Source organism: Georgenia sp. 311, assembly GCF_006151955.1.
Lineage (GTDB): Bacteria > Actinomycetota > Actinomycetes > Actinomycetales > Actinomycetaceae > Oceanitalea > Oceanitalea wutianyii.
The window spans coordinates 3,985-24,762 of sequence record NZ_VDFS01000015.1; the positions used below are offsets into that span (position 1 = coordinate 3,985).

The 20,778-nt window shown below is 73.6% G+C and carries 19 protein-coding genes; 8 read left to right on the plus strand and 11 right to left on the minus strand.

Annotation, left to right across the window (positions count from 1 at the left end):
* From FHE66_RS01745 to FHE66_RS01765, 5 genes are all read right to left on the minus strand, one after another.
* The coding region (locus FHE66_RS01745; RefSeq protein ID WP_139071324.1) for a polysaccharide deacetylase at positions 1 to 834 on the minus strand (834 nt) is incomplete at its 3' end.
* Between the two features lie 20 nt (positions 835 to 854).
* Positions 855 to 2,297: a cytosine permease gene (locus FHE66_RS01750; RefSeq protein WP_218013584.1), complete on the minus strand. Its 1,443-nt coding sequence runs from the start codon at positions 2,295 to 2,297 to the stop codon at positions 855 to 857.
* 208 nt (positions 2,298 to 2,505) lie between these two features.
* Positions 2,506 to 3,525 (minus strand): diacylglycerol kinase family protein, encoded by a 1,020-nt coding sequence (locus tag FHE66_RS01755; protein WP_230976508.1) that lies wholly within the window; start codon positions 3,523 to 3,525, stop codon positions 2,506 to 2,508.
* Between the two features lie 161 nt (positions 3,526 to 3,686).
* Positions 3,687 to 4,274 carry a type IV pilus biogenesis/stability protein PilW gene (locus FHE66_RS01760; protein ID WP_139071274.1) on the minus strand — a complete coding sequence of 196 codons (588 nt, stop codon included), beginning with the start codon at positions 4,272 to 4,274 and terminating at the stop codon, positions 3,687 to 3,689.
* 10 nt (positions 4,275 to 4,284) lie between these two features.
* Positions 4,285 to 5,817 (minus strand): PucR family transcriptional regulator, encoded by a 1,533-nt coding sequence (locus tag FHE66_RS01765; protein WP_139071275.1) that lies wholly within the window; start codon positions 5,815 to 5,817, stop codon positions 4,285 to 4,287.
* Between the two features lie 95 nt (positions 5,818 to 5,912).
* On the opposite strand from FHE66_RS01765, the gene FHE66_RS01770 reads away from it, so the two are divergent.
* Genes FHE66_RS01770 through FHE66_RS15685 form a run of 6 tightly spaced genes read left to right on the plus strand, consistent with a single transcriptional unit; the run spans position 5,913 to position 13,233 of the window.
* Entirely contained in the window at positions 5,913 to 6,746 is an 834-nt protein-coding gene (locus FHE66_RS01770; RefSeq protein ID WP_139071276.1) for a DUF2877 domain-containing protein, read from the plus strand.
* Positions 6,743 to 8,230, plus strand: a complete 1,488-nt coding sequence (gene fdrA / locus FHE66_RS01775) for an acyl-CoA synthetase FdrA (protein ID WP_218013585.1) — start codon at positions 6,743 to 6,745, stop codon at positions 8,228 to 8,230. The genes FHE66_RS01770 and fdrA overlap by 4 nt, the downstream gene beginning before the upstream one ends.
* On the plus strand, positions 8,227 to 9,600 hold the full coding sequence (locus FHE66_RS01780) for a DUF1116 domain-containing protein (RefSeq protein WP_139071277.1): 1,374 nt from the start codon (positions 8,227 to 8,229) through the stop codon (positions 9,598 to 9,600). Before fdrA ends, FHE66_RS01780 begins: the two co-directional genes overlap by 4 nt.
* The gene (locus FHE66_RS01785; protein ID WP_139071278.1) at positions 9,597 to 10,613 is read left to right on the plus strand and encodes a carbamate kinase; all 1,017 of its coding nucleotides are present in this window, start codon (positions 9,597 to 9,599) and stop codon (positions 10,611 to 10,613) included. The genes FHE66_RS01780 and FHE66_RS01785 overlap by 4 nt, the downstream gene beginning before the upstream one ends.
* Positions 10,610 to 11,296 carry a cysteine hydrolase family protein gene (locus tag FHE66_RS01790; RefSeq protein WP_139071279.1) on the plus strand — a complete coding sequence of 229 codons (687 nt, stop codon included), beginning with the start codon at positions 10,610 to 10,612 and terminating at the stop codon, positions 11,294 to 11,296. The genes FHE66_RS01785 and FHE66_RS01790 overlap by 4 nt, the downstream gene beginning before the upstream one ends.
* Complete coding sequence (locus FHE66_RS15685; RefSeq protein ID WP_139071280.1) at positions 11,293 to 13,233, plus strand: gamma-glutamylcyclotransferase; 1,941 nt, start codon at positions 11,293 to 11,295, stop codon at positions 13,231 to 13,233. Before FHE66_RS01790 ends, FHE66_RS15685 begins: the two co-directional genes overlap by 4 nt.
* Before the next feature lie 57 nt (positions 13,234 to 13,290).
* On the opposite strand, the gene FHE66_RS01800 is transcribed toward FHE66_RS15685, so the two are convergent.
* From FHE66_RS01800 to FHE66_RS01820, 5 genes are read right to left on the minus strand one after another with little or no spacing between them, the layout of a single operon-like run.
* Entirely contained in the window at positions 13,291 to 13,800 is a 510-nt protein-coding gene (locus tag FHE66_RS01800) for a DUF664 domain-containing protein (RefSeq protein ID WP_139071281.1), read from the minus strand.
* A complete protein-coding gene (locus tag FHE66_RS01805; protein ID WP_139071282.1) occupies positions 13,797 to 14,720 on the minus strand; it encodes an ABC transporter substrate-binding protein in 924 nt (307 codons plus the stop codon). The genes FHE66_RS01800 and FHE66_RS01805 overlap by 4 nt, the downstream gene beginning before the upstream one ends.
* Positions 14,717 to 15,418, minus strand: coding sequence for an ABC transporter permease (locus tag FHE66_RS01810; protein WP_139071283.1), 702 nt, complete (start codon positions 15,416 to 15,418; stop codon positions 14,717 to 14,719). Before FHE66_RS01810 ends, FHE66_RS01805 begins: the two co-directional genes overlap by 4 nt.
* Positions 15,415 to 16,098 carry an ABC transporter permease gene (locus tag FHE66_RS01815; protein WP_139071284.1) on the minus strand — a complete coding sequence of 228 codons (684 nt, stop codon included), beginning with the start codon at positions 16,096 to 16,098 and terminating at the stop codon, positions 15,415 to 15,417. The genes FHE66_RS01810 and FHE66_RS01815 overlap by 4 nt, the downstream gene beginning before the upstream one ends.
* On the minus strand, positions 16,098 to 16,907 hold the full coding sequence (locus FHE66_RS01820; RefSeq protein WP_139071285.1) for an ABC transporter ATP-binding protein: 810 nt from the start codon (positions 16,905 to 16,907) through the stop codon (positions 16,098 to 16,100). Before FHE66_RS01820 ends, FHE66_RS01815 begins: the two co-directional genes overlap by 1 nt.
* Positions 16,908 to 16,987: 80 nt before the next feature.
* Here FHE66_RS01820 and FHE66_RS01825 point away from each other — a divergent pair, with 80 nt between their 5' ends.
* Both FHE66_RS01825 and FHE66_RS01830 read left to right on the plus strand, forming a co-directional pair.
* Entirely contained in the window at positions 16,988 to 18,418 is a 1,431-nt protein-coding gene (locus FHE66_RS01825; protein ID WP_139071286.1) for an NAD(P)/FAD-dependent oxidoreductase, read from the plus strand.
* A gap of 292 nt (positions 18,419 to 18,710) precedes the next feature.
* Entirely contained in the window at positions 18,711 to 20,066 is a 1,356-nt protein-coding gene (locus FHE66_RS01830; protein ID WP_139071287.1) for an alpha-amylase family glycosyl hydrolase, read from the plus strand.
* Between the two features lie 61 nt (positions 20,067 to 20,127).
* Here the strand turns inward: FHE66_RS01830 and FHE66_RS15265 are convergent, their stop codons facing one another.
* On the minus strand, positions 20,128 to 20,715 hold the full coding sequence (locus tag FHE66_RS15265) for a methylated-DNA--[protein]-cysteine S-methyltransferase (RefSeq protein WP_176554603.1): 588 nt from the start codon (positions 20,713 to 20,715) through the stop codon (positions 20,128 to 20,130).
* Positions 20,716 to 20,778 lie beyond the last annotated feature (63 nt).

Below are 20,778 nucleotides of genomic sequence, written 5' to 3' on the forward strand. Positions count from 1 at the left end.
GAACGTCAGCCACTCCACCCCGTCGTGCCCGGAGATGTAGTCGAAGATGCGCTCGAGCATGAGCAGCACCTGCGGCCGGCCGGAGACGTCCGGGTGGATGGTGAAGGGGAAGACGCCGTAGTCCATCTCCCGGTAGACCCAGTCGAACTGGTCCTTCCAGAGCTGCTCGATGACCTGCGGGGCGACGAAGCCGTGGGAGTTGGCGTTCGCCTTGATGAACATCATCGGAGGCAGGTCGTCGACGTACCAGTTCGCCGAGATCTCCACGAGGTCGACCTCACGGCCACGCACGAGCGGCTTCATCCACTCCGCGGCGTCCTTGGAGTAGTCGACGTGCGTCCACGTGTCCCCGACCCGTGCGTAGTACGGGCTGAAGTCGTCGTAGCTCTGGGAGTTGTCGTAGGAGAATCCGTTGTCGAGCAGGAGCTGGGCGGTGCGCTCGCTCATCTCCCACCACGGCGCGACGTAGCCCGTCGGTGCGCTGCCGGTGAGCCCCTTGACGAGCTCGATCGAGCGCCCGAGGACGTCGGCCTCCTGCTGGGCGGTCATCGCCACCGGGTTCTCGTGGCTGTAGCCGTGGCAGCCGATCTCGAAGCCGGCCTCCGCGACGTCACCGATCTCCCGGCGGAAGGTGTCGATCGAGTGGCCGGGCACGAACCACGTGGCGGGCAGCTCGCGCTGCTGGAGGAGGCGACGCAGGCGGGGGACGCCCACCTCGCCGGCGAACATGCCCCGCTGGATGTCGTTGGGGGAGTCCTGGCCGCCGTAGGAGCCGAGCCATCCGGCCACCGCGTCGACGTGGACGCCGATGCAGACCTTGATGTCCTTGGCCATGGGTAGTTCCTCTCTCTCGCTCAGTGGGCCGTGCGCGTCACGGGCTCCCCGGTGACATCCTCCACCGGGCCGGAGGTCCGGCCGCGCAGCGCGTAGTGGAGGACGACGTGGAGGACGACCGTGATGAGGAGCGCGGCGATGCCCGAGGAGAAGCCGAACGGCAGCGGCCAGACGTACTGGAACAGCAGGCCCAGGGTCGCGCCGACGAGGAAGGAGATGACGCCCGGCCACCGCACCGCCGGCTGGCGGCGGTAGGACTCGGCGGTGAACTCGTTGCGGCGCACGAGGTAGTAGTCGGCGAGGATCGGCCCGACGAGCGGGACGAAGGCGGCGCCGAGCACGGTGATGAAGTCGACGAAGAACAGCTGGTAGAAGGCCAGCGAGCCGAGGATCGTGCCGATGACACCGACGATGAGGACGATCTTGGTGCGCTTGACCCGCACGCCGAAGGCGTTGAGCGCGGGGCCGGTGTACAGGGAGTTGGAGTACAGCTCGGAGTTGTTCGTCGTCCACAGCGAGGTGGTCCACACGATGACGCCGATGATCGCGAGCAGGATGCCGCGGTCGTACATCCAGTTGACGAAGTTGGAGTCGCCCGTGGTGACGGCGCCGATGTAGCCGACGACGTTGAGGACCGGGTTGGTGAGGATGAAGCACGCCCCGGCGCCGATGAGGACCGCGCCGACGTTCTTCGCGTAGCGCATGATGTCCGCGCCCATGATCGCGCCGGCGATCCAGGCGCCGACGACGATCGTCACGCCGGAGCCGAAGCCGAGGCCGGACTGGGTGGAGGCGGTCTCGACCATCGTGCCCCAGCCGCCGTTGTCGGAGAGCATCCCGGCGCCGACGCCGAGGGCGACGATGAGGACGAACGGTGCCACCGGGATGGCGACCTTCTCGATCGCGGCGATGCCGCGGTAGGCGGTCCAGGTGAACAGGGCGCCGAAGGCGATGCAGCTGAGGACGACCTCGAGGCTCACCGGGGCGACGTCGGGACGTCCGAAGGAAGCCGGGTCGATGACGGTGATCCCGGTGGGGTTGCCGAGGAGGCTGCCCCAGATGTCGGCGATCATGCCGAGGATCGAGGCGAACCAGCCGAGGGTGAGGAGGGCCATGACGACCATCGGGACCGCGAAGCCCTTGCTCCCGAAGGAGAAGCGGGACAGCAGCGCGAGGTTGAAGCCGGTGCGCATGGCCGGGATGCCGAGCAGCACGGTGAGGGCGAAGAGGATGAGCTCACCGGTCGCGATGGTCGACATCGCGAGCCCGAACGGCATGCCGGCGGCGCCGCCCTGACCGGCGAGCTGACCGCCGACGATGAGGCCGGTGACGACGAAGCCGAACCCGACCCAGACCATCGCCAGCCCGAAGGTGCCGCGTCGCGCCTCCGGCGGGACTGGCTCGAGCATGTACTCCTCGTGGTCGTGCGCGGTCTCCTCCGGCACGACGGCTCCCTTGGTCACACTTTCCTCCTAAAGGATGAGCAAATACCACGTCCATGCGTGGTAATTGCGGAGCGTACTCCCTGGAAGATGACAACCGTGTGACGCGTCCGGGAACGGCTCAGCGAGCGGCGTCGTGGCCTGCCGTCTCGCTGCCCTCGCGGGCCGGACCCGAGCCGGCAGCGCATGCAGGTGGTCCCTCGGCCGAGCGGGGTCCGGCGCGTTGGCGCTACCGCTCCTTGGGTGAGCCCTCGACGAGGTCCGCGCTGCTGTCGGGCTGGTAGACGCACAGCCACAGCGCCCCGGGCCGTACGGACGCGGTGAGGGTGCGCCGCGGTTCGATGACGTCGCCGTCGAGCTCGCAGGGCTGCTCCCGGTCGCTGGTGACCGTGATTCGCGAGCCCCGGAGCACCTCCATCCGGCGCACGCGGTCGCGTCGGCGCAGGACGCCCCACGCGAGGGCCGCCCAGTCGGAGAGGTGGCGGGGGCTGAGGATGGCGACGTCGAGCCGGCCGTTGTCGGGCTCGGCATCCGCGAGGAGGCGGACGCCGCCCTGGAGGCGACCGACGTTGCCGATGATGACGGTGCGGGCGCGCCGCCGGAGGGGCGGGTCGTCGTCGACGCGGATCTCGACGTGCATCGGACGGTCGCGCAGGTGCTTGAGCGCGGAGAGGACGTACGCGGGTGAGCCGATGCGGGCCTTGAGCGTGGTCGAGGCGTCGTCGAGCAGCTTCGCGTCGAAGCCCATGCCGGCCATGACGGCGAAGAGCTGGCCGTCGACCTCGCCGAGGTCGAGCAGGTGGCGGCCGCGGTCGACGGCGAGCCGGACACCCTCGGCGGGCTCGTCCGGCAGGCCCAGGTTGGCCGCCAGCAGGTTGCCGGTGCCGGCCGGCAGCACGGCGAGCGCGGCCTCCGTGCCGGCCAGGCCTTCGATGCACGAGCGGACGGTCCCGTCCCCACCGCTGACGAAGACGACCTCGGCACCGTCCTCGACCGCCCGGCGGGCCTGTCCCGCCCCGGGATCCTCCGGGGTCGTCTCCAACCACAGCGGCGCCGGCCACCCCGCCTCGGCCAGTGCTGCCTCGATGGTGGTGCGCAGCTCGTCGAGGTTCTCGACCCGTACCGGGTTGACGACGACGGCCGTGTGGAGCGGGCCGTCGCGCTTGACGCGCTGCCGGTCGGCAGGGTCGACGCCGTCGCTCAGGGTCGGACCACCCGTCGGGTCGCGCGGCTGGTGTTCGTGGGTCACGTCGTCAGTATGTGCGCTGAAGGATGCCGGGGCGCGACGGGCGAAGAAGGGGGTCCGTGGGCCGGCGTGCCTCAGCCCCAGCGCGCGGTGTCAGCTGCCGGTCAGCGGGTGGGCGCGATCCTGCGATGCTTCGCGACACACGGGCAGGTCCCCGGACTGCGTCAGTGCGGCCGGTGCTCCTCCTGGGCGCGGTCGAGCCGCTCGTCCAGGCCGATCCCCACGAGGTCGTAGTCGTCGGGCTCCTGGCCCTCGCGCTCGCGGATGCGCCAGCGCATGAGACAGAGCATCGCGAAGTCGGTGCCCGAGAAGCCCGGGCCTTCCTCGTGGGCGAGGATCCCGCGCGTCACCCAGCCCAGGGCTCGGCGGTCGTCGCCGTGGTCGGCCCACACGTCGGCCATGTACTCGTAGGTCGCGGCGTCGGACGGTCGGCTCCGGCGCAGCTCGGTGTCCAGGACGAGCGCCTGCTCGGTGTCACCCCGCTCGAGCAGCAGGGCCATGAGGTGGGAGCGGGGATCGAGCTCGCTGACGCCCTCGGCCACGACGGCCCGGCGGTAGACGACCTCGGCGGCCTGCGGGTCCCCGGCGAGCTCGAGCTGCTCCCCGGCCGCGGTGAGCAGCTCACGGGCGGAGAGCTCGTCCCTGGGGTGGGGGTGGTCGCCCCACTCGATGAGCTGGTCGGCGACGCGCCGGTGGTCGGGCGTGGAGAGCTCGAGCTCGTCGACGTCGTCCTCGGAGATCGGTGAGCGCATGTGCCCGAGTCTAGGAGGAGCGGGGGGCGTCGGCGTGTGTCTCGCCGAGCAGCGCCCGCACCTCGAGGGCGAAGGCGAGCTGGAGGCGGGCGCGCGGGTCGTGGAGGTCGGTGCCGGTGAGCTCGGCGATGCGTACGAGGCGGTGTTTGAGGGTGTTGTAGTGGATGTAGAGCTGTCGGGCTGCCTCCGCCGCGTTGCCCAGGCCCAGGTAGACCTCGAGCGTGCGGCACAGGTCCCCGCCGGTCTGCTCGTCGTGCCGGACGAGGTCCCCGACCTGCTGCTCGACGAACTCACGCAGCTGTTGGGGCGGTGCGGCGAGGATGAGCCGTTCGAGGGTGAGGTTCTCGTGGCGCACGGCGGCCTGCCCCGTCAGCTGCGCGACGCGCAGTGCCTCCTGCGCGGCGCCGTGGCTGGTGGCCAGCGCGGCCGGCTCGGCGACGACGGACCCCGCCGCGACGGTGACCGGGCCGCCGCCCAGGCGGGTGAGCTCCTCCTGCCAGCGACGCTCCGGTGCCCGCTCCCACGTGGACACCCCGGTGATCGCCACGACGGCACGCCCCCGGCACCACGCGAGCGCGTCGGGACCGAGCGCCCGCTCGGCGGCCTGGGCGACCGCGGTGTCGCCGAGCTCGGCACCGCACGTCGCGAGGAGGACGGCGTGCGGCCCGTCGAGATGCCAGCCGAGCAGGCGCGCGCGCTGGCGCAGCGCCCCCTCGTCCATCCGCGGCCCGGTGACGATCTCCTCGAGGAAGAGCACCCGCAGCCGCCGGTCGAGCTCGATGCTCGCCAGCGCCTGCGCCATGTGCATGCCGGCGGCGAAGCAGGACTGGCGGATGATGCGCCGCTGGCCGAGGGTCGGCTCCTGCTCCCCGCCGACGACGATCTCGCCCCGGCGGGCGCCCGCGACGCTGATCGCGAACCGCCACCGCCGGGAGTCCTCCGCCGTCCCGGTCGCGGCCGGACCCGCCGCCACGGTGTGCAACGACGTCGCGTCGCTCGCGCCGAGGACCACGCCCTCCTCGTCGATGACCGTCACCGGCCGGTCGAGCGCCCCGGCGAGCGTGCGGGCGATCTCCCGCAGCCCGCCGCCGCTGAGCGCGACCCCGGTGAGCCGCTCGCGGATCGCCTCGGCGCGAGAGGGCTCGGCGCCGTAGTCGGCCAGGACGACGGCGAGCACGGCTCCGATGACCTCGTTGAAGGAGGTGTGGTCCGGGACGATGAGGACCGGGAAGCGCAGCCGTTCGGCCGTCTCGCGGAGGTTGTCGGGGAGCCGGTCGAGGTAGCGCAGCGGCTTGATCGCCAGGCCGGCGAGCCCGCGGGCGGCCAGCTCGGGCAGCATCTCGACGAGCCGCTCCGGGCGCTCGCGGACGGGGTAGCCCGTCGTGAGGAGGAGCTCCCCGGCCGTCACGTACGGCTCGATGTCGGGGACCTCCATGACGTTGACGCCGGAGACCGCCCGGTCCAGACCGTCCGAGCCCCCCAGGACGTATGTCCCGGCCAGGGGTGTCAGGGTCATGATCTCCCGGACCGTCACGTGGCTCATTGCATCCCTCACTGTCACTTTCGGACAACGGCAGGCGCGGACGCCGTCTGTTTCGGACGCTGCCCCGGGCCCCACCCGAACCCTACGTTGTCTGTATGTCCAGGGAGACGGCGGCGGTGCCGACGGAAGCTCGCCTCGGGCGCGGGACGACACCGTGGCCCCTTGCCGAGATCGTCCATGTCGTCCATGTCGGACAGTCGGTCGTGCTCCTCGCCGACGGCGCCCGCCTGCTCCCGGTCACCGGCCCGGCACACGGGCTCGTCCCCGGCGGCGCCCGCATCCCGGAGGCCGATCTGCGCGCCCTCGCGGACACCGCACGGCGTAGCGCCACCCTCGACGTCTCGGGCTGGGCCGAGACCCCCAGCGTCTCCTGGCAGGACCTCACCCTCACCCCCGGGCCGGTGGACCGGCGCGCTGCCGTCGCGCTCTGGGCGGCGTGCGTCGCCACCGGCTCCACCGGGCCGATGAGCCCGGCACCCCAGCGCCGGGCCGCCCGCGAGCTCGTGGCCGCGGCCCTCGCGCGGCCAGCGGACATCGGGGCGCACCTCACCGCCCTCGTCGGCGCCGGACCGGGCTCCACGCCCGCGGGGGACGACGTCGTCGTCGGCGTGCTCGCCGGCCTCGACCGGTCCGGGGCCGCCCTCGCCGCCGCGGCCGTGCGCCGCGCACTGCCCGACCTGCTCGACCGCACGACCGCGCTGTCGCGGCACGAGCTCGCCGCCGCGATCGAGGGGCACGTCGCCGAGCGCGTCCACACCCTCGTCGCCGCCCTCGCCGACCCGGCGCTCGTCCCGGGTACCGTGCGCGCCGCCCGCGCGTGGGGTGCCAGCTCGGGACTCGACCTGGCGAGCGGGGTGGCCGCGGCCGCCCTCGTCACGTCCGCGCCCACCACCGTCCACATCCCACCGACAGACAGGAGAAGCGCGTGAGCGCCATCCCCCAGACCGTTCTCGGGTCCCTGGTGTTCCCACGGCTGTACCGGGACTCGGTGACCCTCATGGCCCTGGCCTCGACCGTCGAGCGCCGAGACGGCGTCGTGCGCGTGGGCGCCGTCATGGGCACCCCCGCCAACATCGAGATCCTCGAACGGTCCGACATGCGTCCCGCCGACCTCGACGTCGCACCCGACGACCTCGTCATCGTCGTCCGCGGCGCGGACGACGACATCGTGCAGGAGGCGCTCGCCGTCGCCGAGGAGGGCCTCACGGCCGTCGCCGCCCCGTCCGGGCCGCGGGCGCAGGTCGCCCCGCAGACCATCGCCGAGGCCCTCGCCGTCGCCGAGCGCGACGGCGGCGCGCCCGCCACCCTCGCGGCGGTCTCGACGCCCGGCACCTACGCCCCCGTCGTCGTCGAGCAGGCGCTCAAGGCAGGACTGCACGTCTTCTGCTTCTCCGACAACGTCCCCCTCGCCGAGGAGGTCTGGCTCAAGCAGCTGGCCGTCGAGCAGCGACTGCTCCTCATGGGCCCGGACTGCGGCACCGCGATCATCGACGGCGTGCCCCTCGGCTTCGCCAACGTCGTCGCCCCGGGGCCCGTGGGCATCGTCGCGGCGTCCGGCACCGGCGCCCAGGAGGTCGCCAGCCTGGTCGACGGCGCCGGCTCCGGCGTCTCCCAGCTCATCGGCGTCGGCGGGCGCGACCTGTCCGTCGAGGTCGGCGGCCGGATGACCGACCTCGCCCTCGACCTCCTCGCCCAGGACGAGGCGACGCGCGTCGTCATCGTCGTCTCCAAGCCGCCCGCGCCCGAGGTGGCGCAGCGGCTGCTCGACCGGCTCGCGGGCCTGGGCAAGCCTGCCGTCGCCTGCCTCCTCGGTATGGAGGACGCCGACGGCCCGGTGACCGTGCGCGGCACGCTCGAGGGTGGCGCAGCCGCCGTCGCCGAGCTGCTCGGCACGAGCCTGCGGCTGGCGGAGGCGCCACCGCTGCCCCCGGCACCCTCCGCGCGCGGGGTCCTCGGGCTCTACACCGGCGGCACCCTCGCCGCGGAGTCGGCGGTCGTGCTGCGCCGCGCCGGGGTCACCGCCGAGATCCTCGACCTCGGTGACGACGAGTTCACCACCGGCCGGCCACACCCGATGATCGACCCTGCCGCCCGCTCCGAGCACGTCGTCGCCGCCGGCGCCCGCCGCGACGTCGGGGTGCTCCTCGTGGACCTCGTCCTGGGCCACGGCGCCAGCACCGACCCCGCGACCCCGCTCGCGGACGCCGTCCGCGAGGCGATCGCCACCGCCGCCGCCGACGGACGCGAGCTGCGCGTCCTCGGGTCCGTCTGCGGGACCGCGGCCGACCCCCAGGGGTTCGACGCCCAGCGCGCCGTCCTCGAGGAGGCCGGGGTCCTCGTCCACCCGTCCAACGCCGCCGCCGCCCGCGCCGCCGCCGCGCTCGTGGGCGCCACCCCCGAGGAGAACGCATGATCACCACCGGAGTCCGGGTCCTCAACGCGGGACTGCCGGTCATCGTCGAGGCCGTGCCGCCCGCCGACGTCGTCCAGCTCGACTGGCGCCCGCCGGCGTTCGGGGACGCGCTCGCCGCTGCCCGGGCGGTCGCGCTCGACACCCCTGCCACCCGTGAGGCCAACGCCGAGGCGATCGCCCGGGTGCACGCCGTCCGCCCTCGCCTCGTGGGCGTCCGGCCCGCCCGCGACGTCGTCCCCGGCATCGCCGAGGGCAGGACGCTGCTCCACGCCGGGCCGCCCATCGAGGTCGGGCGCATGTGCGGCCCGATGCGTGGCGCGCTCGTCGGCGCCGCGATCTTCGAGGGCTGGGCGCAGGACCGGGCGGGCGCGGAGGAGCTGCTCGACTCCGGGCAGATCAGCGTCGCGCCCTGCCACCACCACGGGGCGGTCGGCCCGATGGCCGGCGTGCTCGCCCCGTCGATGCCCGTCGTCGTCGTCGAGGACGAGGGCCGTCGGGCCTTCTCCTCGCTCAACGAGGGCCTGGGCAAGGTGCTGCGCTTCGGCGCCTTCGACGACGAGGTCGTCACCCGGCTGCGCTGGATGCGCGACGTGCTCGGCCCCGTGCTCGACGCCGCGCTCCAGGTGCACGGCCCGCTCGACGTCACCTCCCTCATCGGCCAGGCGCTCGCGATGGGCGACGAGGGCCACAACCGCAACATGGCGGCCACGAGTCTGCTCACCCGCAAGCTCGCGCCGGCCGTCGCGCAGCAGGACCGCGGCGTCGAGGTGCTGGAGTTCCTCGGGGGCAACGACCACTTCGCGCTCAACATCTCCATGGCGGCGGCCAAGCTCGCGATGGACGCCGCGAACGGGGTCCCCTGCTCGACGCTCGTCACCGCGATGGCGCGCAACGGGGTGGAGTTCGGGCTGCGGGTCGCCGGCACCGGCGACCGGTGGTTCACCGCCCCGGTCGGCCCAGCGGACGGCCTCTTCTTCCCCGGTTACGGCATCGAGGACGCCAACCCCGACCTCGGCGACTCCGCGATCACCGAGACCCTCGGGATCGGCGGGTTCGCGATGGCCGCCGCCCCGGCCATCACGAAGTTCGTCGGCGGGACGCCGGACGACGCGCTGGAGACGACGGTGCGCATGCGCCGCATCACCCTCGGCCCGCACCCCGCCTACCCGCTCCCGCCGCTGAACTTCGCCGGCAGCCCCAGCGGCATCGACGTCCTCAAGGTGCTCGACACCGGCGTCCTGCCCGTCATCAACACCGGCATCGCCCACCGCGAGGCCGGCATCGGGCAGATCGGCGCGGGCATCGTCGAGGCGCCGCCCGAGGTCTTCCTCCTCGCCGTCGCCGCGCTGCACGAGGAGGCCGGGCGTTGACCCGCACGGCGCTCGTCGCGATCGGCGGCAACGCCCTCGTCCTCGACGGGGAGCCGGGCTCGGTCCAGCGTCAGCAGGAGCGGGCAGCTACCTTCGGCGACCTCGTCGCCGACCTCGTCTGCGACGGGTGGACCGTCCTCGTCACCCACGGCAACGGGCCGCAGGTCGGCTACATCCTGCGCCGCGGCGAGCTCGTCGCCGCCGAGGCCGACGTCGAGGGGCTGCCCGACCTGCCGCTGTGGCTCGCCGTGGCCGACAGCCAGGGCGGGATCGGCCACATCCTCTCCGTCGCTGTGGACAACGCGCTCGTGCGGCGCGGGCGTCCCGAGCGGGCGGTCACCGTCCTCACCCACGCCGAGGTCGACGCCGCCGACCCCGCCTTCGACGACCCGACCAAGCCGATCGGCGGCGTCATGGGTGCCGAGGTCGCCCGCCGCCGGGCGGCCGAGGAGGGCTGGCGCGTCACCCAGACCGGCGAGGGTACCTTCCGCCGGGTCGTCCCGAGCCCGCGGCCGCGCCACATCGTGGAGTCCGAGCAGATCCGGGTCCTCATGGAGTCCGGTGCCGTCGTCGTCGCCGCGGGGGGCGGTGGCATCCCGGTCGCGCGCGACGAGGCCGGGTGGCGCTCGGTCGACGCCGTCATCGACAAGGACCGGGCCTCGGCGCTGCTCGCCGCGAGCACCGGCGTGGACACCCTCGTCCTCGTCACCGGCGTCGACGAGGTCTACGTCGGCTACGGCACCGAGCGCCAGCGCGCCCTGCGCACCGTGTCCGCGCAGGAGATGCGCGAGCACCTCGCGGCGGGGGAGTTCCCCGCCGGCTCCATGGGCCCCAAGGTCGAGTCGGCGCTGGCCTTCGTCGACGCCGGCGGCCAGCACGCGATCATCACGTCCCTGCCCAACCTCCGTGACGCGCTCACCGGACGGACCGGGACCCACCTCACTGCCGGGAACCACGTCGGTCCCGACCTCCACATGATCCCCACCCCCCGCCAGGAACAGGAGTTGCCATGATCACCGTGAAAGCGGACCCGTTCGCCTTCCCACTGGACCCGGACCACGTCGCCCTGCTGTGCATCGACTTCCAGCGTGACTTCATGGAGGCCGGTGGCTTCGGGGAGTCGCTCGGCAACGACGTCTCGACGCTGCGTACCGCCATCGAGCCCACCCGCGGGGTCCTCGCGGAGTTCCGCCGGCGCGGGTGGCCCGTGATCCACACCCGCGAGGGCCACCGCCCCGACCTCGCCGACCTCTTCCCCGCCAAGCGCGACCGCGGCAACCCGAGCCTGCGCATCGGTGAGGAGGGCCCGATGGGCCGCCTCCTCGTCCGCGGCTCCGCCGGCCACGAGATCATCCCCGAGCTCGCGCCCGTCGAGGGCGAGGTCGTCCTCGACAAGCCGGGCAAGGGCTCCTTCTACGCCACCGACCTCGAGACCATCCTCCGCGCCCGCGGCATCACCCAGCTCGTCGTCACCGGCGTCACCACCGAGGTGTGCGTGCAGTCCACCGCGCGGGAGGCCAACGACCGGGGCTTCGAGTGCCTCGTCCTCGCCGACTGCACGAGCTCCTACTTCCCGGAGTTCCACGAGTCGGCGCTGCGGATGTTCTCCGCCCAGGGCGCGATCGTCGGCTGGGTCGGGCAGTCGGGGCAGCTCCTCGACGCGCTCGGCGCCACCGAGGACGGAGCGGGACGATGAGCGCCACCGCGACCGGTCCCCGCCTGAAGTGGTGGACCAAGGGCGACTGGAACGGCCTGTTCGGCCTCGGCACCAACGTCCTGCTCAACGTCATCGTCCTCACCGGGCTGTGCCTCACGGTCGTCCAGATCCCCGGCGACACCGTCTACGGCAGGATCCTGCCCGCCCTGGGCATCGCGCTGCCGCTCGGCAACATCTGGTACGCGATCCTCGCCCGCCGCCTCGCCCGCCGGGAGAACCGCACCGACGTCACCGCGCTGCCCTACGGGCCGAGCGTGCCGCACACCTTCATCGTCGTCTTCGTCGTCATGCTGCCCGTCGCGCTGTCGACCGGTGACCCGCTCGCCGCCTGGCGCGCCGGCCTCACCTGGGCGTTCATCATCGGCGTCATCGTCCTCCTCGGGGCGATGTTCGGTCCCTGGCTGCGCAAGATCACCCCCCGTGCCGCCCTCCTCGGCGCCCTCGCCGGTATCTCCATCACCTTCATCTCGATGAGCCCGGCCGCTCAGATGTGGCAGGCCCCCTGGATCGCCTTCGTCGCCCTCGGCTTCATCCTCGTCGGGTGGCTGGCCAACCGGCCGATGCCCTTCGGCGTCCCGGTCGGGCTGCTCGCCGTCATCGTCTCCACCGTCATCGCGTGGATCGCCGTCGCCGCCGGCTGGTCGGGCATCCTCGAGCCCAGCGCCGTCTCCCAGGCGGTGAGCGACCTCGCGCTCCGGCTGCCCTTCCCGACCGGCGACGTCATCACCGGCATGGCGGACATCGCCCCGCTGCTCGCCTCGGCCATCCCGCTCGGCATCTACAACTTCACCGAGGGCATGACCAACGTCGAGTCCGCCGCCGCCGCCGGCGACCGGTACTCCGCCCGCCAGGTGCTCGCCGCCGACGGCCTCGGCGCGATCATCGGCTCCTTCCTCGGCTCGCCCTTCCCGCCTGCCGTCTACATCGGCCACCCGGGCTGGAAGGCCGTCGGCGGCCGGATCGGCTACTCCCTGGCCACCGGCGTCGTCGTCGCGGTCGTCTGCTTCACCGGGGTGGTCGGCCTGTTCCTCGCCGTCTTCCCGATGCAGGCGCTCGTCCCGGTGCTCCTCTACATCGGTCTGGTCATCGGGGCGCAGGCGTTCAACGTCAACGCCCGCCGCTACGCGCCGGCCATCGTCCTGGCGATGATCCCGAGCATCGCCGAGTGGGCCACCGGCCAGATCAACAACGCGCTGTCCTCCGCGGGCACCACCGCCCAGGAGGTCGGCATCGACGTCCTCGTCGCCAACGGCGTCGTCTACGACGGCCTGCACCTGCTCGGCCAGGGCGCCGTGCTCGTCGGCATCCTCGTCGGTGCCATCGCCTGCTTCGTCATCGACCGGCGGATGTACGCCGCGGCGATCACCGCCGGCATCGCCGCCGTACTCTCCTTCTTCGGCCTCATCAACGCGGTCGAGGTCGCGGTCAACGCCTCCCCGGGTGTCACCATCGGCTACCTGTTCCTCGGCATCGTCCTCGCCGGGTTCGGGTGGAAGGAGCGGCACGACACCGACCGCCCGCTCGACGACGAGGTGCTCTTCGTCAACGGCACCCTCATGCGGGGCCTGGAGCTGCACGACAACCTCACCGGCGCGGAGTTCGTCGAGGAGACGGCCACCGCACCCCGCTACCGGGTGCACACCATCGGCGACGTCCACCCGGGCATGTACGAGGTCGGGCCCGGCGAGACCGGCGCCTCGATCAGCGGCGAGCTCTACCTCGTCCCCACCGAGGTGCTCCTCAAGGTCATCGAGGGGGAGCCGCCCGGGCTCTACCGCGGCCCCGTCGAGCTCGCCGACGGGCGGGTGGTGCCCGGAATCCTCTTCGAGCGGGAGCGCGCCGAGCAGCACCCCGAGATCACCAGCCACGGTGGCTGGCGGCAGTACCGCGCGGCGACGGCGACGGTCCCTCGCTGAGCCCGCGGCACGGCACCGGAGGCGTCCCCGGCGGGGGCGCCTCCGGCGCGTGCGGGGTCAGGACCGGCGCTCGAGCACCCCGCGCACGAAGGCGGCCTGGCCGGCGTGCTCGAGGCAGTCGTCCAGGACGCTGACCAGCCGTACCCCGAGGGTCACCGGCGGGTCCCAGCGCTCGTCGACCACCCGGTCGAGGTCCTCGTCCCGCAGCCCTCGGATGAACTCGACGGACCGCTGGTGGACGGCGTCGTAGTACCCGAGCACCAGGCCGGCACCGAAGCCGCGGACGGCCCCCACCTCGGCCGACGTGTGGCCGTAGCCCACCCCGCCGACCGGCAGGTCGAACCGGGCGTCCCAGCCGTCGGAGGTCCACGCCTGCTCCCGGCCCGCGACCTCGGAGACGTGGTCGTCCTGCACCCGGGTGAGGTGCCACAGCAGCCAGCCGATCGAGTTCGCGTCCGGGTCGAGCCGGACGGCGAGGTCCTCGGGCCCGAGTCCCTCACCGGCGCGGTGGACCGAGCCCTCGATGCGCGACCACCCGTCGAGGAGCAGGTCGGTCGCGGCGCTCACCGCCCACCACCGACGAGGCCCTGCTCGGTGAGCCACTCGGTGGCGATCGTGGCGGAGTCGAGCTGCTCGTTCACGCTGCGCGCGTTGAGCGCGATGAGCTCCTCGGTGGTGAGGGCCGCGCTCACCGGGGCGAGGATGTCGGTGAGCTCCTCGGCGCGGTCCGCGGTGACGAGCGGGACGACGTTCTGCGCGAGGATCATGCTCTCCGGGTCCTCGAGGGTGACGAAGTCGCCGGTGGCGAGGTCCGGGTCGGCGGTGTAGATGTCACCCATGGTGATGGTGCCGTCGCGGATCGCGTCCTTGGTCAACGGGCCGCCGCTGTCGCCGATGGCGACGAAGTCGACGTCCACGCCGTAGAACTCCTGCAGCCCGTCCGGGCCGTAGGGGCGGCTCTCGAGCTCGGCGTTGCCACCGACGGTGATCTCGCCGTCGTAGCCGGCGAGGTCGGCCAGGCTGGTGATGCCGTTCTCCTCGGAGAACTCGGCGGTGACGTTGTAGGAGTCGGCGTCCTGCGCCTCGGCGTACTCGAGGACCGTCAGACCCTCGGGCAGCGCGTCCGGCAGCGCCGCGGCGACGTCCTGCGAGCTGCGCGCCTCGGTGTCGGGCACGTAGAACTGCAGGAGGTTGCCGGTGTACTCCGGGATGACGTCGACCTCGCCGCCCTCGAGGGCCTGGAGGTAGACGTCGCGCTGGCCGATCTGGAACTGGCGGGACACGTCGAGGCCGGCGTCCTCGAGCACCTGGGCGTAGATCTCGGCGAGGATCTCGTTGGAGTAGTAGGCCTGGGAGCCGACGACGACGGCGGCGTCGTCGGCCGCCGACGCCTCCTCCTCGGTCGGCTCGGCGAGCGGGTCACCCGACCCGCAGGCGGCGAGCGTGAGCACGGCAGTGGCCAGCAGGGCCACGCGGGAGGTCTTCATCGGTGTCCTTCCGTCGACGTGGAGAGCCTGCCCTGTCCGCCCGCCACCCGCACAGCGAAATAGCCGAGGACCGCGAAGACGGCGTCCAGGACGACGGCGAGGGCGACGATGGCGATGGCGCCACCGAGCATCTCGTCGTAGCGGCGCAGCGAGATCCCGCGCAGGATGTAGATGCCCAGGCCGCCCAGCCCGACGTAGGCGGCGAGCACGGCGGTCGCGACGATCTGCAGCGCCGCGCTGCGCAGCCCGCCGACGAGCAGCGGCAGCCCGAGGGGCGCCTCGACGCGCAGCAGCACCTGCCACGGGGTCATGCCCATCGCGCGGGCGGAGTCGGTGACCGCGCCGTCGACGTTCTCCACCCCGGCGTAGGCGCCGGCGAGCACCGAGGGCACCCCGAGGACGACGAAGACGACGGTCGCGGCGAGGTCCGCCTTCCCCACCCCGACGAGGAGGGTGAGGACGGTGAGCAGGCCGAGGGAGGGCAGCGCGCGCCCGGCGCCGGCGAGGGCGACGGTGAGCTGGCGGCCGCGGCCGGTGTGGCCCACGAGGTAGCCGAGCGGGACGGCGACGAGGGCCGAGACGAGCAGGGCCACCAGCGTGTACTGCAGGTGCTCACCGACCCGGTCGAGGACTGTTGCCCTCCCGGTCCACTGCTCGGGTGCGGTGAGCCAGGCCCACGCCTCGGCGAAGAGCGTCATCCGGCACCTCCCGCGGTGAGCTGGACGCGCCGTCCGGCCCGGGCGGCACGCCGGCTCGTCCACGGCAGCAGGAGCCTGCCGAGGAGGACGAGGAGGACGTCGAAGAGGACGGCGAGCAGAAGGGTCGCGAGGATCCCGGTGACGATCTCGGCGACGATCCCGCGCTGGAGGCCGTCGGTGAACAGGTAGCCCAGGCTGCGGGTGCCGATGAGCACGCCGACGGTCACGAGGCTCACCGTGCTCACCGCGACGACCCGCAGCCCGGCGAGGAGCACCGGGCCGGCGAGCGGCAGGTCGACGGCCCAGAACCGGCCCCACGCCGAGTACCCGAGCGCCGTCGCCGCCGAGCGGACGGCCGGGTCGACCGCCTCGAGGGCGTCGGTGACGGAGCGGACCATGAGCGCGACGGCGTAGATGGTGAGCGCGATGAGGACGTTGAGCTCGGACAGGAAGCTGATCCCGACGAGCGGGGGGATCAGGACGAACAGGGCGAGGGAGGGGATCGTGTAGAGCAGGCCGAAGGCCGCGAGGATCGGCCCGCGCGCCCGGCGACGGCGCCAGGCGAGGACACCGGGCGGCAGCGCGAGGACGAGGCCGAGCACGATGGGCACGACGCTGAGCCGGGCGTGGCGGAGGGCGAGGTCGGTGACGAGCCCGGTGTTGGCGAGGAACCAGTCCATCAGTGCTCCAGGACGCCCGCGGGCCGGCCGTCGGCGTCGACGGCGAGGCGTCGGCCGTCCACCTCGACGACGCGCAGCCGGCGGCGGCCGCGGTCGGCGCCGATGAAGCTCGCGACGAAGTCCGACGCCGGTGCGGCGAGGATCTCCGCCGGGGTGCCCTGCTGGGCGATCCGCCCGCCCTGCTCGAGGAGGACCACCGTGTCCCCGAGGCGGAACGCCTCGTCGATGTCGTGGGTGACGAAGACGATCGTCTTGGCGAGCTCGCGCTGGAGACGCAGCAGCTCCTCCTGCAGCTCGGTGCGCACGATCGGGTCGACGGCCCCGAACGGCTCGTCCATGAGGAGGATGTTCGGGTCGGTGGCCAGCGCGCGCGCCACCCCGACCCGCTGCTGCTGCCCGCCGGACAGCTCCTGCGGGTAGCGCTCGGCCAGACCCCGGTCCAGCCCCACGGTGTCCATGAGCTCCAGCCCTCGCTCGCGGGCCGCGGCCTTGGGCACCTTGGTGAGCCGCAGGACGGTGGTGACGTTGTCCAGCACGCGACGGTGGGGGAGCAGCCCGGCGCTCTGCATGACGTAGCCGATGCCGCGGCGCAGCTCGACGGGGTTGCGCTCGCGGACGTCGGTGCCGTCGATCTCCACCGTCCCGGAGGTCGGGTCGACCATCCGGTTGATCATCCGCAGCACCGTCGTCTTGCCCGAGCCGGACGAGCCGACGAGAACCGTGGTGCGGCGGGCGGGGATGACGAGGTCGAGGGAGGAGACCGCCTCCGCGTCCCCGAAGCGCTTGGTCACCGCGCGGAACTCGATCATGGCGCTCCTCGGTCGGGTGCGGGGCGGACGTCCCGAGCGTAGGGTCCCAGGACGTCGTCCGACCGTCGAGAGGGACCGAGATGTCCGCGAGCTACGACGTCGTCGTCGTCGGGGCCGGGCCGGTCGGGGAGAACGTCGCCGACCGCGCCGTGCAGGGAGGGCTGAGCGCCGTCGTCGTCGAGGACCGCCTCGTCGGCGGGGAGTGCAGCTACTGGGCCTGCACACCGTCCAAGGCACTGCTGCGCCCGGCCGACGCGCGCCGCGGCGCCCAGCGGGTCGGGGGCGCACGGCAGGCCGTCACCGGCGACCTCGACGTACGCGCCGTGCTCGAGCGGCGCACGTCCTTCGCGAGCGGCTGGGACGACGCGGGCCAGGTCGAGTGGCTCCGGTCGGCCGGCATCGACCTCGTCCGCGGCCGGGGTCGGGTGACCGGGGAGCGCGAGGTCACGGTGATCGGCGCCGACGCCGCGGAGCAGGTCCTCACCGCCCGGCACGCCGTCGCCGTGTGCACCGGCACGCGCCCGGTCGTTCCCGACGTCCCGGGGCTGCGCGAGGCACACCCGTGGACCAACCGGGAGGCGCTCGAGGCGAGCGAGGTCCCCGACAGCCTGGTCGTCATCGGCGGCGGGGTGGTGGCCTGCGAGCTCGCCGGCGCGTTCGCCGATCTCGGTGCCGAGGTGACGCTGCTCGTGCGCAGCCGGCTGCTCGGCGGGTACGAGCCCTTCGCCGGCGAGCTCGTCGGCGAGGCGCTGGAGGAACGCGGCGTGGACGTGCGCCGCGGCGTCTCGGCCACGCGGGTGCGGGTGGCCGACGGCGTGCGCGAGGTCGAGTGCGACGACGGCCGGACGGTGCGTGCCGCGCAGCTCCTCGTCGCGACCGGCCGCGAGCCGCAGTCCGACCTGGGGCTGGAGACCGTCGGCCTGGAGGGCGGATGGCTGCAGGTCGACGAGACGCTGCGGGTGCTCGACGGGGCGGGGGAGCCCATCGAGTGGCTCTACGCCGTCGGCGACGCGAACCACCGCAGGCTCCTCACCCACCAGGGCAAGTACCAGGCGCGCGCGGCCGGGGACGTCATCGCCGCCCGGGCCGCGGGCCGACCCGTGGACGACGTCCGGTGGGGCGTCCATGCCGCGACCGCCGACCACCTCGCCGCCACACAGGTCGTCTTCACCGACCCGCAGGTCGCGTCGGTGGGGCTGACGGCTGCCGGCGCGCAGGACGCGGGCCTGCGCACGCGCGTCGTGGACTACGACCTCGGAGCCGTCGCGGGCGCCGCGATCCACGCCGACGGGTACACGGGCCGGGCGCGCATGGTCGTGGACGAGGACCGGCGCGTCGTCGTCGGGGCGACGCTCGTGGGTCAGGACGTCGCGGACCTGCTGCACGCGGCGAGCGTCGCGATCGCCGGCGAGGTGCCGATCGACCGGCTGTGGCACGCGGTGCCGGCCTTCCCCACGATGAGCGAGATCTGGCTGCGCCTCCTCGAGACCTACGGCCGCCCCACCCCCTGACCCGCCGCCCCTCCCGCCCCCAGGACCAGCCCTCTGCCCCAGGCCCTCCGCCCCCCGGGCCCCCGGCCCCCTCCCCCTCCCCGCGACAGCCGACTTGTGCGCGACAGCCGACTTCCGCGCGAGAGCCGACTTCCGCGCGAGAGCCGACTTGTGCGCGACAGTCGACTTCCGCACGGGCGCCGACGTCTGCGTCACAACGGCGCCCCTCACCCCGCCCGCCGCGCGCAGGACCAGTAACGTCGACGACCGACGAGACCCGCCACCGGACGGCGGGAGGGGAGGAGCGCCTCGCATGAACGAGCCGGACTGGGTGAGGCACGCGGTCCTGTGGCAGGTGTACCCGCTCGGCTTCCTCGGGGCGGAGCCGACGCGCGCGGAGGTCGGTGACGAGGTCCGTCACCGGCTGGCCGGGCTCGAGCCGTGGCTGGACCATGCCGTCGAGCTCGGTGCCTCGGGCATCCTCCTCGGCCCGGTCTTCGACTCGCGGACGCACGGCTACGACACCACCGACCACCTCCGGGTGGACCCGCGCCTGGGTGACGAGGAGGACCTCGTCGCGCTCTTCGCCGCGGCCCACGAGCGCGGGCTGCGGGTGGTCCTGGACGGGGTGTTCAACCACGTCGGCCAGGACTTCGCCATGTTCCGCCGCGCCCTCGCCGACGGGCCCGACTCACCCGCCGCGCGCTGGTTCCGCCTCCACTGGCCCGACCCGCAGGCGCCCGACGGCGGTGGCACCCCCACCCACGAGGACTTCGAGGGCCACTCGGCGCTCGTCGCCCTCGACCACGGCGAGCCGGCCGTCGCCGAGCACGTCGAGCGGGTGATGACGTACTGGCTCGACCGCGGCGCGGACGGCTGGCGCCTCGACGCCGCCTACGCCGTCCCGCCGACGTTCTGGAAGCCCGTCCTCGACCGGGTGCGCGCCCGCCACCCGGACGTGTACGTCGTCGGGGAGGTCATCCACGGTGACTACCAGGGGATCGTCGCGAGCTCCGGGATGGACTCGGTGACCCAGTACGAGCTGTGGAAGGCGGTGTGGAGCGCGCTCAACGACCGCAACCTCTGGGAGCTCGACCACGCCCTGCGTCGCCACGACGAGTTCTCCGACGCGTTCGCGCCGCTGACTTTCGTCGGCAACCACGACGTCACGAGGATCGCCAGCCGCCTCACCGACCCCCGGCACCTCGACCACGCGCTCGCGGTGCTCCTCACCGTGCCGGGCACCCCGTGCGTCTACGCGGGCGACGAGCACGGGTTCACCGGCGTCAAGGAGGAGCGCGAGGGAGGCGACGACGCCGTCCGCCCGGCCTTCCCGGCCACGCCTGCCGACCTCAGCCCTCTCGGCCTGCCGGTGTTCCACCGCCACCAGGAGCTCATCGGGCTGCGCCGCCGGCACCCCTGGCTGCACGACGCGCGTCTCGAGGTCCTCCACGTCTCCGACCCGCTGCTCGTCTACCGCGTCTCGGCCGGGGAGGAGGCGCTCGTCGTCCTCCTCAGCACGGACGACGACGAGGTGCGCTGGGGGCTGCCGTCCGACGTCCCGGTCGCCGGCCACGAGCCGGCGACGGCGCTCGCCGGTTCAGGGGCGGTCGTCGACGGCGGCCGCACCGTCGTCCTGCCCCCTCACGGCTGGTGCGTGGTGGGCTGAGCAGTCCCTGCGCGCCCGCAGGGGACGTCGCCCGCACCGTGACCCGCCACCGGCGGCCGGCTCAGGCCGCGCGCTCCAGCGCGAGGAGCAGCTCCTTGGCGGGCAACCCGCCCAGGTAGCCACCGATCCCGCCGTCGCTGCGCAGCACCCGGTGGCACGGCACGACGATCGGCAGCGGGTTCGTCGCGCACGCCGACCCGACGGCACGCACCGCCCGCGGGTTGCCCACGTGCCCGGCGACCTCCGCGTAGCTCTCGGTCCGCCCGTAGCCGATCGTGCGCAGGTGCTCCAGGACGGTGCGGCGGAACCCGTGGGACAGCGCGAGGTCGACGTCGACGTCGAACGCGGTGCGAGAGCGGTCGAAGTACTCCTCGAGCTGGCGGGCCACGGCGTCGAGCCGGGCGGGGGCGCGCAGGACGCGCGGGCCGACCCGCTGGGCGAGGTCGGTGAGGACGCGGTCGTGGTCCTCGAACGCGAACGCGACCCGGACGAGCCCGCGGTCGGTCGCGGCGAGCAGCAGCGGCCCGACGGGGGAGTCGACCTGCCGGTAGGCGACGTCGAGGAGCCCGTCGCGTGCGGCGTCCTCGGCGAGGCGGGTGCGCAGCCGCTCGAGGGTGAGGGTGTCGTCGGTGGGGAAGAGGTCGCTCATCGTCGGTCTCCGGCGGGTTGGGCGCCGTACTGGCGGCGCAGGGTCCTCATGCCGTCCGCGGCG